Origin of the sequence: Citrobacter telavivensis (assembly GCA_009363175.1) — a bacterium.
Lineage (GTDB): Bacteria > Pseudomonadota > Gammaproteobacteria > Enterobacterales > Enterobacteriaceae > Citrobacter_A > Citrobacter_A telavivensis.
This window is the reverse complement of record CP045205.1, coordinates 2699713-2712380: the sequence shown is the minus strand read 5'-3', so window position 1 is coordinate 2712380 and position 12668 is coordinate 2699713. Positions and strand designations below refer to the sequence as shown.

Genomic DNA, 12668 nt, shown 5'->3' with positions numbered 1-12668 from the left:
TCACCTCGGATTGGCTGGTGGCGATGTGGGAACGCTTACCTGCGGACTGGCCTCAGGCTGTTGTAATACACTTACCGGCTCGTTCTGGCTTTCAGCGTTTTCATGCAAAATGGCCTGCTCGGACTGTTTGTTCAGCACCAACAGACTGATTCGGCGGTTGATGGCATCATCCGGACCGCGATCGCTCATGCGCATCGTGGCGGCCATGCCGACCACCCGTAATACTTTTCCGTCATCCAGACCGCCTTGCACCAGTTCGCGCCGCGACGCATTGGCGCGATCGGCAGAAAGTTCCCAGTTGCTGTAGCCCTTTTCACCGCTCGCGTAAGGGAAATCGTCGGTATGCCCGGACAAGCTGATACGGTTTGGAATACCATTCAGCACTGGCGCGATCGCCCGCAGGATGTCACGCATGTACGGCTCAACCTCGGCGCTGCCGGTCTTAAACATCGGGCGATTCTGGCTGTCGATAATCTGAATACGCAGCCCTTCCTGTACCAGGTCAATCTTCAGGTGAGGACGCAACGCCCGCAGTTTAGGATCCGATTCGATGAGCTGATCGAGGTCGCCGCGCAGCTTGCTCAGGCGATTTTGTTCCATACGTTTTTTCAGTTCATCGATGTTCGGCTGCTTGTTCACTTCACCCTGTTGCTGAGTGAAGTCGTCGCCACCGCCGGGAATCGGACTCTGGCTGTTGGAAATTCGATTCCCTCCCGTCACCGCCGTTGCCAGCGGGGTACGGAAATATTCGGCAATCTGAATCAGTTCTTTAGGGCTGGAGATAGAAATGAGCCACATCACCAGAAAAAAGGCCATCATGGCGGTCATAAAGTCAGCGTAAGCAATCTTCCACGATCCGTGTGCGCCGCCGCCATGTCCCTTATGTTTGCGCCGTTTAACGACGACGATAGGATGAGACCGATTCTTCATGCGCCCTCAGTCGTCGTCTGTTGCGGATTCGGATTTTTCACTGCGCGAACATGCTCTTCCAGTTCAATGAACGACGGACGTTCGCTGGAATACAGTGTTTTACGTCCAAACTCGACGGCGATCGGCGGGGCGTAACCGTTCAGATTCGACAGTAATGTGATCTTCACGCACTGCATCATTTTGCTGGTTTCCGCGCTCTTCTGGCGCAGGACGCTGGCGAGCGGCGAAATAAAACCGTAGGCCAGCAGAATGCCGAGGAATGTCCCTACCATCGCGTGGGCAATCAGTGAACCGAGCTCTGCGGCGGGTCGGTCCGCTGACGCAAGCGCATGTACCACACCCATTACCGCGGCAACGATACCAAACGCCGGCAGTGAATCCCCCATCAGAGCCAGGCTGTTGGCCGGCACTTCCGATTCGCTTTCATGCGTCTCAATCTCTTCGTCCATCAGCGCTTCAATTTCGAAGGTATTCATGTTGCCGCTGATGATCAGGCGCAGGTAATCGACGATGAACTCCAGCATCACCGGATCGGCCAGGATACGCGGGTAGCTGGCAAAAATCTCACTCTCTTTTGGGTTCTCGATATCGCGCTCAAGCGAGAACATTCCCTGCTGGCGAGACTTAGCCATCAGGCGATAGAGCAGCGCCAGCAGATCCATATACATCGCTTTGGTGTATTTCGAACGGCGAAACAGTAACGGCAACGCTTTCAGCGTCCCCTTGATGGCTTTACCGTTGTTGCCCACGATAAATGCCCCTATTCCCGCGCCACCGATGATGACAAATTCAGCCGGTTGATAGAGTGCCCCCAGGTTTCCGCCGGTCATCACGTAACCACCGAAAACTGTACCAATAACCACCAGGTAACCTAATAAGATAAGCACGACATCATCCTTCCGCTGTTGACTATGACAGGACGTACAGTCGGGGCGTTAACACGTCGGCGAGGCAAAAAAAAGCAGCGGTAATTGCTTACCGCTGCTGGAGTGTTCCGACCACACCGTATCGGTTAAACAGCCTGTTCGATCTGTTCATCCAGCAGTTGTGGAATAATATCGGCAGCATCCTGGGAAAGTTTACGTCTTTTTACCGCACGGGAAGGCGGCTGGCATAAACTGCAGGCAAAACTACCCGCAGGTTGGTGAGCATGAGTAATGAAATTACCGCCACAGCAGTTGCAGCTCGATAACTGAAGCAGTCCACTTTCTACAAAACGCACCAGCGTCCACGCACGAGTCAACGCCAGCAGTGGTCCCTGTTCACCCTGCGGACACTGCTCGAGGTACAGCCGATACGCCTTAATCACGGCATCAACGCCACTGCACAGACCCGTTTTTAGCAAGAACTGCCAGGCATTACAGAACATGGAAGCATGAATATTTTGCTCCCAGGTCATAAACCAGTCAGTGGAAAACGGCAGCATACCTTTCGGCGGCGGACTGCCACGAAGTTCTTTGTAGAGCTTGATGAGGCGACCGCGACTTAACTGCGTTTCGCTTTCCAGCATTTGCAAACGGGCACCCAGTGTGATCAATTCCATCGCTAACTGGATATCACGAGCTTCCTGAACAATGCTTTTTTCACTCATCATCAGGCCCTTTTCTTACGCGCGGTTTCATCAGCCTGATTGACATCACTTAACAGACGAGTGGACAGCATGATACCGGTATGAATTTGCTGGAGATCGTCCACTCTGGAATCCTGAGTCAGACGAGTAATGGTTTGATGACTGTCGAAACGGAAATGACACACAAGCTGATTCGTTTCTGCCAGTTTTACCATTTGTGGAAGGGTCAGCGCCCCCAGTGAGACCGCCATTTCCTCATTGATCCCGAGACGAAACATAGCGGACGCTTTGTCCTGAACGATTAGACGCTGTGCAAGGAGTAAATATGACAAGTTGATGTCATAAATGTGTTTCAGCAACTCGGATGTATGCATTATTCCCATCCAGAATAACCAACTTTTATTTTTATGCGGTAAAACCGCACCCCGTGATGTCGCCGGGAATTCCCGGTAAAAAAAGCAAATAGGTCAAACACATACCTTTTACTCAGGCGCTAAAACATGAACACACGCGTCACGCTGGTCCCTTGCCAGGTTGTAACGCGAGCACATGATTTCTTACAAATGCCTAAGATTTTTCCTAATTCGACGCAACTGTACTCGTGACACCCGAGACATACAACAAAGCCACGCTGCGAATTTGGAAAATATGTGATGCACATCACATAAATTAACTTAATCGTTAACATAAATCCATCAGTTGAGCTTTTATTTTGCTGGTAAATTAACCAGTGAAACTCCTTTTTATTCTCACGAGTATTAAATCGGGCGTCTGACGCGGTGGAAGATATTACATCACGGCAGTGAAAGTAACCTAACGGAAATAATTCAGGTGAATTTATCTCAATCCGAACAGATAATATTTTTTATCCTTTCCAAACAACATGTTAACTGTTACTATTTTTTAATCAACACACTGTACTTATGATTGCATTGCGATTAATCACTAATGTGAATTGGTTAAACCGAATATTGATTGAGCCCGTAATTTAATTTAAGTCAATCGATTTGGTTAACACTTTTGGTTATTCCTTAGATCCACTTATAAGGAATATTAATGAATAATTATGATAGCCTTCACATTATTGTCATATTGAAGCATTGCAGTTGTAAGCGAATCGGAGTAATGCTGAAGAACCACCTCATATTCTTGCAATAAGGAGCGAGTTATGAGCTACACCCACATTCTTGTTGCCGTGGCTGTGACCCCGGAAAGCCAACAACTCCTGGCAAAAGCCGTCTCCATTGCCCGTCCCGTCAACGCCCGGATAAGCCTTATCACCCTCGCCTCTGACCCTGAGTTATACAACCAATTTGCCGCCCCTATGCTGGAAGATTTACGTGCGGTGATGCATGAAGAAACAAATGATTTTCTTGAGAAATTGGGGAAAGATGCTGGTTACCCGATAGAACAGACCTTCATTACCTACGGCGAGTTAAGCGAACATATTCTGGACGTGTGCCGCAAGCACGATGTGGATCTGGTCATCTGCGGCAACCATAACCATAGCTTCTTTTCGCGAGCGTCCTGCTCGGCGAAAAGTGTGGTGAGCTCAAGCCTGGTGGATGTCCTGCTGGTCCCGCTTGAAGGTGATTAATCTTAAAACGTCTTCAGGCCAGCTTAGGAAAGGTCGCGACTTTGCGTGACTGAAGAGTTTCAGCACTGCGAGGGATGATCGTCTTTAGATCGCGGATAAAATGCTCCTGCCAGTGATTGATGTCGTTTTTCACAATCACTTCCAGCATCTCAGCATGACGTGAAATACGCTCGGCCAGCGGCATAGTGAGTGCGCGATCCAGCGCTGCCGCCACTTCATCGCGATCGTAAGGATTGACGAGCAGCGCGGAGGTCAGCTCATTCGCCGCGCCAGCGAACTGCGACAGCACCAGAACGCCTGGATTGGCGGGATCCTGGGCGGCAACGAACTCCTTCGCCACCAGATTCATACCGTCGCGCAGGGGCGTGACCAGTCCCACATCCGACGCACGGAACACTTTCATCAACAGTTTACGTTCAAAATGCTGGTTAAGATAAAACAGCGGCGTCCAGCCTAATTGCCCATATTTGCCGTTAATGCGTCCGGCTTCCGTCTCAAGCTGATGACGGATGTCCTGGTATGCCTGCACATCGCCACGTGAAGTGGGCGCAATCTGCGTATAACGGATTTTTCCATGATGCTGAGGGAATTTCTCCAGCAGCGCCTCATAGGCCTGAAAACGCTCCGGAAGCCCTTTTGAGTAATCGAGTCGCTCAACGGAAAAAATATTCTTCAGGTTCTTTAACTCAGCCTTTAACTGAGCCAGTTTGGGTGGTAATGGTCCCGACGCCTGGCGGGCAATCTCCTTCGGTTCAATACCGATAGGATAGACCGCCGTGTGAAAGTGTTTCCCCCATGCCGTGTGGTTCTGCGTATCGCAGGAACTGACTCTTGTCAGACTGGAGAGGCTGTCGAGGAAAGCCTGGCGGTCGTTTTCAGTTTGAAAACCCAGCAGATCAAAATCGCACATCTGCTCAAGGAGGATTTCTGACGACGGCAGCGCATTAAAAATCTCCGGCGTGGGAAAGGGAATATGCAGGAAGAAACCGACCCGGTTGTTCACGCCACGCTTGCGCAGTTCGCTGGCAAACGGTAGCAGGTGATAATCATGGATCCAGAGGATATCATCGTCTTTCAGCAGCGGCAGGAGTTTGTCTGCCAGTTGCGCATTCACACGCTGGTAGCCTTCCCAGGCAGTACGCTGAAAGTTTACCAGGTCTAGCCGGTAGTGAAAGGCCGGCCATAACACCGCATTAGAGAACTGGTTGTAATACTCTTCGTGATCCTTTTCGCTCAGGTTAAACGACGCCCAGGTGATGTTGCCCCGGGCGATCTTTTTTAATGGCTCATCCTCGTTACCCAGTTCGCCACTCCAACCGAACCAAAGCCCCCCTGCCGCTTTCAACGCCCCCAGTATCCCAACGGCGAGACCGCCCGCACTGGTTTTGTTATCCGGAGGCGCTATTCGATTAGATACTACGACTAAACGACTCATTGCCATCTCTCCTGTCATTCGTGTTTTTTTCTTGTTGTGCAGCGTAAACAGACTCCAGCCAGCGCCAGACATCTGGCACCCCGGCTAATCGCCATTGTGCCTGCGTCTCCCCCTCTCCAACCTTCACTGAAATACCACCCGCCTTGTTCACCACACGAAACCCCGTCTCATCGGTCAGATCGTCCCCCAGGAAAACAGGGACCCGCCCGGCAAACGGTGCTTCCTGCATAAACGCGGCTATGGCTTCACCTTTGTTGGTGCCTTTCGGTTTAATTTCGACAACACACTTCCCTTGCTGAAGCGCAAGCTGCGGCCAGGTTTGCGTGATACGCAGCGCCAGCGCCTGTAGCGCGGCCTCATGCTCGGGTGCCTGTCGGTAATGCAGCGCAAACGCCATTCCTTTGGTCTCAATCTCCGTTCCTGGCAGATGCCTCAGCGCCGTATGTAACTGCACGCTGATATCGCGTTCTATTGCCGAAGGGAGATGTACGATATGCATTTTCCCATTGATGTCACGGCGTTCAGCCCCATGCACGCCTGCCAGTGGAAAGCGCCATGGGTTAGCCAACGCATCAAGTTCAACCATTGAGCGCCCTGAAATCAATGCCAGAGCCCCTGCGTTGCATTCTGCAAGATGATGGAGCATCTGAAGGATCGTGGGAGGAATCACCACCTGGTCTGGATGCGGCTTGAGCTCTGCAAGGGTTCCATCGAGATCAAAAAAATAAGCATAGTGCGCGGACTGTTCAGGGGTTACGGTTAACGGTTCTGCCACCCGGTACTCCTCCTTATTGTCATGTCTGAGACGCGCGGATCGCGCCTCATAAGCAACGATAAGTATAGACAGTGTGACAATGCTCGCCATTTGGAAAGACAATTGCCAGCCGGGGTAGCGGCTGGCAAAGGAGAGGAACTAGACTAAAAAGTTGGACGTTTTTTATCAGATTGTACGTTTCGCTTTTTGTTTGTAACGGTCGAAGATCACCGCTGCCAGCAGGATCAGACCGCGCACGACGTACTGGGCGAAAGGCGAAATGTTCAACAGGTTCATCGCATTCTCAACGGTACCCAGGATCAGGACGCCCGCCACCACATATGAGATTTTTCCGATGCCGCCCTTCAGGGAAACGCCGCCTAACACACAGGCAGAGATGACAATCAGCTCATAGCCAATGGAGGTCATCGGCTGTCCGCTTGTCATACGCGAAGCGAGGATAATCCCGGCTGCCGCAGAGACCAGACCGGAGAGCACGAAAATAATGATCTTCGTGCGCACCACCGGAACCCCTGCCAGACGCGCCGCTTCTTCGTTGCCCCCAATTGCCAGCGTGTTGCGCCCGAAGGTGGTTTTGTTTAACAGCAAGCCAAAGATGATCAGGCAGCCCACCGTGAGCCAGATCGGGGCCGGTAAGCCGAACCAGTTGGCGTAACCGAGAGTAAAGAAGCGCTCGTCTTCAATCCCCACCGCTTTACCGTCAGAAATGATATACGCCAGGCCGCGGACGATTTGCATCGTTGCCAGCGTGGTGATCAGGGCGTTGATCTTCAGTTGTGCAATCACGAAGCCGTTGACCAGTCCGCACAGCACCCCCAGCAACAGGCCCGCCCCCACGCCGATCCACAGGCTTTCGGTCATATTGATGACCACCGCCGTGGTCACCCCGGCGCAGGCAATCACCGACGCCACGGACAGGTCGAAATCCCCTGACGCCAGGCAAAACAACATGCCGCAGGCCACCATGCCCGACATGGAGATCGCCAGCCCCAGCCCTTTCATATTGATGAATGTCGCGAAGTTTGGCACAAAAATGGCGCAGGCCAGGAACAGGACGGCAAACACCACCAGCATGCCGTACTGGTCCCAGATACGTCCGAGGCTAAAAGGTGACGGCGACTTTGGCGCGCCCGATCCGGAAGTAGTTACGGAAGACATCATTCTCTCCTTTCTCAGGCGACAGCCTGGCTGACTTTAGGCATAGCGAGGCTCAGCGCCTGGCGCTCATCCGCCTGTTCGTGAAGTAATTCCCCGGCGATCTCGCCTTCCCGCATCACCACAATGCGGTCAGCCACGCCGAGGACTTCCGGCAGGTCACTGGAGGCGAACAGCACGGCAACGCCGCGCGCGGCCAGGGCATAAATAACGTTATAAATTTCGTGCTTCGCGCCAACGTCAATCCCACGCGTCGGTTCGTCGAGCAAAATCACCTTCATTTCTTCCGACAGCCAGCGACCAAGAATAGCCTTCTGCTGGTTGCCGCCGGAGAGGTTCATGATTAGCTGTTCGGCACCGGGGGTTTTGATATTCAGCGATCGAATGTGATGGTCGGCATTGGTCTCCTCCCATCCGTTGTTGATCACACATCCGCCCAGCACATGCTTACGCCGGGCGCTGATGTTGATGTTGTCGCGAACCGAATGTACCGGGATGATCCCCTCCGCTTTTCGGTCTTCCGGACACAGCATCATTCCTGCCGCGATGGCATTTGCCGGCTTGCGGATATCAATCGGTTTTTCGTCGATATACACCTGCCCTTCGCTGATGCGGGTACCGCCAAATAAGCCCTTCATCAACTCACTGCGACCCGCCCCCACCAGCCCAAACAGCCCGACAATTTCGCCGCTGCGTACCGTGAGGCTAATGGGCGTACGTACGCCCGGCGCTTTTACCTCATGCAGACGCAGGCGTTCTGCGCCATAGGGACGTGACTGCCAGCCGTAAATATCACCCAGATCGCGCCCTACCATCGCCTGCACCAGCGCATCGTGGTTGACCTGCTGCATATCGGTAAAGGTCTTCACGTAGCGGCCATCTTTAAACACGGTAATCGCATCACTGAGGGCGAAGATTTCCTCCATGCGGTGCGAAACATACAAAATGACCCGCCCTTCTTTACGCAGCTCGCGGATCACCCGGAACAGGTTCTCTATCTCCCTTGCGGAGAGCGAGCTGGTTGGTTCGTCGAAGGCGATGATCTTGGCGTTACGCGCCAGCGCTTTGGCGATTTCCACCATTTGCCACTGACCGATTGAGAGATACTTCAGAGGGGTTGCGGGGTCGATATCCATCCCCAGATGTTTAAGTTGCAGACCAGCTTCATAGTTGAGCAGAGTGCGGTTCACAATGCCGCCTTTGTGCGGAAGCTGACCGAGATAGATATTCTCGGCAACGGTCATCTCCGGCACGAGATGCAATTCCTGGTAAATAATGGCAACGCCGGCATTCAGCGCGGCGGTGGTGTCCGCGAAGCTCATTTCCTGCTCGCGAATCGCCAAAGAGCCCGTGGTTGGCGCATAGTTACCGCTGAGAATTTTTAAGAGTGTTGATTTCCCGGCGCCATTTTCACCCATCAGCGCATGCACCTGACCGGCGTAACAGTCAAAACTGATATCCGTAAGCGCTTTGACGCCAGGGAAGGTTTTACCAATGCCGCGAAATGAGAGATACGGGGTAGACTGTTGCATAACGTCTCCGTGAGTCAGTATCGTTCTAACCGGTTGCCGGATGGCAGCATGAACGATGCCACCCGGCCTTTCACTTGCTGTCGTATTACTTGCCGCCTAACCCTTTTTTCGCCAACTCTTCTTTAAAGTTGTCGCGGGTGATCAGCACCACGTCAGTCACTTCGGTGAATGCAGGTGGCTCAGCGCCCTTGGTTACCCAGTTGTAGAGCATTTCACTGGATTTATAACCGTGAACGTCCGGGCTTGGCAGCAGTGAGCCGAAGAAACCGGTCGCCTGCGCTTTTGACAGTTCGCTCACCGCATCCACGCCGTTGATACCCACGCCGATCACGTCCGCCGCTTTAAAGCCCTGGCCTTCGGTGGCGCGCACGCCGCCCAGCACGGTGTTATCGTTCATACCGACAATCAGCCAGTGCTTCACTTCAGGGTGCTGAACCAGCATGGAGTTGGCGGCATCAAATGCGCCTGGGATATCGTTAGATTTGGTTGGAACCTGGTAGATCTGTTTTTCCGGGAAGCCCGCGGCTTTCAGCGCTTCCATCGAGCCGGAAGTACGACGACGAGCGGTATCCAGTTCGTTGGCCGTAATCGCCATCACCGCGCTCTCTTTAGCGTCCCAGCCACGTTTCTGCATCTCTTTATACAGTTCCTGGCCCTGACGTTCGCCGATTTTGGTCGCTGCCATCATCACCAGCGGGACCGTATCCATCGGTTTGCCTTTGGCATTAACGAACTGATCGTCCACGGCGATCACTTTCATGTCATAGCCGCGCGCTTTAGCAACAATGGCGGAGCCCAGTTTTGGGTCCGGGGTACAAATAACAAACCCCTTCGCCCCACTTGCCGCCAGGCTATCAATCGCATTCAGAGTCTTCTCGCCGTCCGGCACTGCAATTTTAATGACTTCAAAACCCAGATCTTTCCCGGCTTTATCGGCAAATTTCCACTCTGTCTGGAACCAGGGCTCTTCCGGTTGTTTCACCAGAAAACCCAGCTTCATCGATTCTGCCATAGCGGATTGTGACATAACGGCGGCCAGACCGATGGCTGCCAGGGCTTTAGTGAATTTGTGCATGGTTAACTCCAGCTTTAGCGTCATTTTATGTAGGGTAATATTCAACGACTTTGTGTAATTCAGACGAAAAACAAGGCATTACCAAATAGACTCGTGATAAGTGCCAGTTCTGGAATAGTTGTAGCGGGAAATTGATTCTCCATAGGAGAGCGGCATCACACCGCAGAATTACAGTAATTGCGTACATAAATTCAGCGGAAAATGACATAAGAAAGGGGGTAATTGTCAGACAAATGAAAAGTGGGGTAGCACATTAATCCATAAGGTCAGCTCACAAATCCTTGTTCCCGAATACGTCTGCATTCGGGAACAAACGGATTACCACGGATAATAGATATGCTCGGCGTGATCGCGGACCGGTTTGTCATCGCCTAATAAACGGGCTGAAAGCGTCAGGGCAAAATCAAAAATATGGCCTAATCCTTTACCGCTCAGGAGATGACCATCTTCCACAACAGGGGCATCGACATAGATCCCGTCGGCCACCGTTTCATAGAGATCGCCTGAACAGACGTAACGACGCCCCTTCAGTAAGCCGTTGCCGCCTAATACGCGTGCGGCCGCTGAGCAAATGGGACAAATTAATTTCCCGGCGGCATCATGGCGCGAAATAAACTCGACAACCAGTGGATTCGCCGCAAGTTTCACGCTCCCCTGTGGCCCACCCGGCAGCACCACCGCGTCATACAAACTCTCCCGCTTCTCCGCCAGGGTGTAATCGGTCACCATTGGAACATCGTGGTAGCTCACCACGGCGCGAGATTCCGCACAGGCCAGTGTGTCAACGTCGATATTCAGACGACGCAAGATATCAATGGTGACGATCGCTTCCGCTTCTTCGAAACCCGATGCCAGCAAGACTGCCACTCTTTTCATTCACCGTTCCTCATTTATTACATACTGATAACACCGAAAATGACGAGTTAATCATTCGGTTATAATTAAACATGATGTCGCTGCCCTGATTTTCCGCACGAGATAAACCGGAGTTATTTCAGCCAAAACGGTTTCTCAGGATTATTATCGCGGCAGGGACGGTCGAAATTATCAATATTCTTATATTACCATGTGAAATCATTCCGTTTTGTGACTTGAAACGCTATTTCAAAACCAATAACTCATTACCTACCCTTTAAAATCAAAGGGATATATAATTTCACATTATGTTTACCAACTTCTACTTGATGTATTACCTTCAGTAATATGTAAAAAAACATAAACAATACTACTTAAGGATTTTCTTATTCCATTTATGAGGGTATGCTTATTTTCGATTCGCAACGAAATTGACTCTTCGATCACATAATGGACCGGCAGAATGGATTTATTCTGCTAACAGTAAGTTGTGCATATTGGCTTTGCACATCCCTTCTATCAGGAAATAAGGATATTGATATGGCTGCAGTTGGAATGGTTCACAAACTCAACAATCAAATGAATCTTGAGTTTTATGCTTCCAATCTCTACCTCCATCTGAGTGAGTGGTGTTCTGAACACCGTCTGATGGGTACTGCGACTTTCTTACGTACTCAGGCTCAGAGTAACGTCACCCAAATGATGCGCGTGTTTAACTTCATGAAAAATGCCGGGGCGAATCCGGTCGTGAAGGCCATCGACGTACCGGGTGAGGATTTACATTCGCTGGAAGAACTGTTTCAGAAAACGATGGATGATTATGAACAGCGCGCCAGCACGCTTTCGCAGCTAACTGACGAAGCTGAAGCCCTGAATGATGCTCCAACCCTCGATTTTCTCCACGATCTGGAAAAAGAACAGCAGCAAGATGGGCTGTTGTTGCAAACAATTCTTGATGAAGTGCGTAGCGCCAAACGCGCAGGCCTCTGCCCGGCACAAACCGATCAGCACGTACTCAACGTGGTCAATTATCAACAGCATTAATTGACCCCGTCATTGGCCTGCATTTCACACCCCAGCAGGCCAGTTCGCAAAGTCCTTTCAGTCCGATGCCTCCCTCTTTGGGGAGGTATCGCAAAAAGTATTTCTAAAATCTAAAACAACGGTTTATTTTAGTGAGCTTCGCCCTGCGGCGTGAATTTCAGTTCAATCAACGCGATCGCTTTCTGGATAGCGCGTAACGTGACGGGATCGGCAGCAGCGGGATGTGTTGAAAAATCAATATGTTTCAGCTGGCTGGTCATTTTTTCACGAACTTCGACAGGCGCAATCACGTCGAGAACATCGAGTATTTGTTTGATGACGAGCTGACAGGCGACAACGTCAGAGACCAGTTCCTGATCGGCATTCAGCGGTTGGGACATAGTAGGCGTTCCTGATAGTGTTGAAAGGCCGTCATAGTACCGATTCAGACGCTAAAACGATAGCCAGACCTGCCAGCGCAAATGACAGGCATAAAAAAACCTGCCGAAGCAGGTTTTTTCATCAGAACATAGCGCCTGGCGGTACGTCTTTGAAAGTTTTGCAATAATTTTCAAACATGCTTTTCAGGATTTTGCGCAGTTTCATGGCATGACTCCAAATATGTTGTTATGCAGGTGTTATCGTCTATACACACATAATATGACCGCCATCACAAAAATCAACCGTTTTGTGATGAGTATCACTATTTTAAATTTACATA

At 51.2% G+C, this 12668-nt stretch carries 14 protein-coding genes; 2 read left to right on the top strand and 12 right to left on the bottom strand.

Annotated features, from left to right (window positions below; all coding sequences use genetic code 11):
- The 4 genes from motB to flhD all read right to left on the bottom strand — a co-directional run bounded on the left by motB (position 1) and on the right by flhD (position 2883).
- Positions 1-930 carry a flagellar motor protein MotB gene (motB, locus tag GBC03_15265; GenBank protein ID QFS71462.1) on the bottom strand — a complete coding sequence of 310 codons (930 nt, stop codon included), beginning with the start codon at positions 928-930 and terminating at the stop codon, positions 1-3.
- Positions 927-1817 (bottom strand): flagellar motor stator protein MotA, encoded by an 891-nt coding sequence (motA, locus tag GBC03_15260; GenBank protein QFS71461.1) that lies wholly within the window; start codon positions 1815-1817, stop codon positions 927-929. The genes motB and motA overlap by 4 nt, the downstream gene beginning before the upstream one ends.
- A gap of 125 nt (positions 1818-1942) precedes the next feature.
- Positions 1943-2521, bottom strand: coding sequence for a flagellar transcriptional regulator FlhC (gene flhC / locus GBC03_15255; GenBank protein ID QFS74020.1), 579 nt, complete (start codon positions 2519-2521; stop codon positions 1943-1945).
- Between the two features lie 2 nt (positions 2522-2523).
- Positions 2524-2883, bottom strand: coding sequence for a flagellar transcriptional regulator FlhD (flhD, locus tag GBC03_15250; protein ID QFS71460.1), 360 nt, complete (start codon positions 2881-2883; stop codon positions 2524-2526).
- A 785-nt stretch (positions 2884-3668) separates the two neighbouring features.
- On the opposite strand from flhD, the gene uspC reads away from it, so the two are divergent.
- Positions 3669-4097 carry a universal stress protein UspC gene (gene uspC, locus GBC03_15245; protein QFS71459.1) on the top strand — a complete coding sequence of 143 codons (429 nt, stop codon included), beginning with the start codon at positions 3669-3671 and terminating at the stop codon, positions 4095-4097.
- A gap of 13 nt (positions 4098-4110) precedes the next feature.
- Here the strand turns inward: uspC and otsA are convergent, their stop codons facing one another.
- The 6 genes from otsA to GBC03_15215 all read right to left on the bottom strand — a co-directional run bounded on the left by otsA (position 4111) and on the right by GBC03_15215 (position 10945).
- Complete coding sequence (gene otsA / locus GBC03_15240; GenBank protein ID QFS71458.1) at positions 4111-5532, bottom strand: alpha,alpha-trehalose-phosphate synthase; 1422 nt, start codon at positions 5530-5532, stop codon at positions 4111-4113.
- Positions 5507-6307: a trehalose-phosphatase gene (otsB, locus tag GBC03_15235; GenBank protein ID QFS71457.1), complete on the bottom strand. Its 801-nt coding sequence runs from the start codon at positions 6305-6307 to the stop codon at positions 5507-5509. Before otsB ends, otsA begins: the two co-directional genes overlap by 26 nt.
- A gap of 165 nt (positions 6308-6472) precedes the next feature.
- Positions 6473-7465, bottom strand: a complete 993-nt coding sequence (araH, locus tag GBC03_15230) for an L-arabinose ABC transporter permease AraH (protein QFS74019.1) — start codon at positions 7463-7465, stop codon at positions 6473-6475.
- A 14-nt stretch (positions 7466-7479) separates the two neighbouring features.
- The gene (locus GBC03_15225; GenBank protein QFS71456.1) at positions 7480-8994 is read right to left on the bottom strand and encodes an L-arabinose ABC transporter ATP-binding protein AraG; all 1515 of its coding nucleotides are present in this window, start codon (positions 8992-8994) and stop codon (positions 7480-7482) included.
- A gap of 85 nt (positions 8995-9079) precedes the next feature.
- On the bottom strand, positions 9080-10069 hold the full coding sequence (locus tag GBC03_15220) for a substrate-binding domain-containing protein (GenBank protein ID QFS71455.1): 990 nt from the start codon (positions 10067-10069) through the stop codon (positions 9080-9082).
- Between the two features lie 318 nt (positions 10070-10387).
- Positions 10388-10945, bottom strand: coding sequence for a DJ-1 family protein (locus tag GBC03_15215; protein QFS71454.1), 558 nt, complete (start codon positions 10943-10945; stop codon positions 10388-10390).
- Between the two features lie 519 nt (positions 10946-11464).
- Here GBC03_15215 and GBC03_15210 point away from each other — a divergent pair.
- Positions 11465-11968 carry a non-heme ferritin-like protein gene (locus GBC03_15210; protein QFS71453.1) on the top strand — a complete coding sequence of 168 codons (504 nt, stop codon included), beginning with the start codon at positions 11465-11467 and terminating at the stop codon, positions 11966-11968.
- Between the two features lie 128 nt (positions 11969-12096).
- On the opposite strand, the gene GBC03_15205 is transcribed toward GBC03_15210, so the two are convergent.
- Entirely contained in the window at positions 12097-12348 is a 252-nt protein-coding gene (locus tag GBC03_15205) for a DUF2766 family protein (GenBank protein ID QFS71452.1), read from the bottom strand.
- Positions 12349-12469: 121 nt separating this feature from the next.
- Positions 12470-12553, bottom strand: a complete 84-nt coding sequence (gene azuC / locus GBC03_15200) for a stress response protein AzuC (GenBank protein QFS74018.1) — start codon at positions 12551-12553, stop codon at positions 12470-12472.
- Positions 12554-12668: the final 115 nt, after the last annotated feature.

Excerpts from the sequence above, each read along its gene's own strand:
- azuC (QFS74018.1), bottom strand. The coding sequence starts at position 12,553 with ATGAAACTGCGCAAAATCCTGAAAAGCATGTTTGAAAATTATTGCAAA.
- GBC03_15225 (QFS71456.1), bottom strand. The coding sequence starts at position 8,994 with ATGCAACAGTCTACCCCGTATCTCTCATTTCGCGGCATTGGTAAAACC.
- motB (QFS71462.1), bottom strand. The coding sequence starts at position 930 with ATGAAGAATCGGTCTCATCCTATCGTCGTCGTTAAACGGCGCAAACAT.
- flhC (QFS74020.1), bottom strand. The coding sequence starts at position 2,521 with ATGAGTGAAAAAAGCATTGTTCAGGAAGCTCGTGATATCCAGTTAGCG.
- GBC03_15220 (QFS71455.1), bottom strand. The coding sequence starts at position 10,069 with ATGCACAAATTCACTAAAGCCCTGGCAGCCATCGGTCTGGCCGCCGTT.
- uspC (QFS71459.1), top strand. The coding sequence starts at position 3,669 with ATGAGCTACACCCACATTCTTGTTGCCGTGGCTGTGACCCCGGAAAGC.
- GBC03_15210 (QFS71453.1), top strand. The coding sequence starts at position 11,465 with ATGGCTGCAGTTGGAATGGTTCACAAACTCAACAATCAAATGAATCTT.
- GBC03_15205 (QFS71452.1), bottom strand. The coding sequence starts at position 12,348 with ATGTCCCAACCGCTGAATGCCGATCAGGAACTGGTCTCTGACGTTGTC.
- otsA (QFS71458.1), bottom strand. The coding sequence starts at position 5,532 with ATGAGTCGTTTAGTCGTAGTATCTAATCGAATAGCGCCTCCGGATAAC.
- araH (QFS74019.1), bottom strand. The coding sequence starts at position 7,465 with ATGTCTTCCGTAACTACTTCCGGATCGGGCGCGCCAAAGTCGCCGTCA.
- flhD (QFS71460.1), bottom strand. The coding sequence starts at position 2,883 with ATGGGAATAATGCATACATCCGAGTTGCTGAAACACATTTATGACATC.
- GBC03_15215 (QFS71454.1), bottom strand. The coding sequence starts at position 10,945 with ATGAAAAGAGTGGCAGTCTTGCTGGCATCGGGTTTCGAAGAAGCGGAA.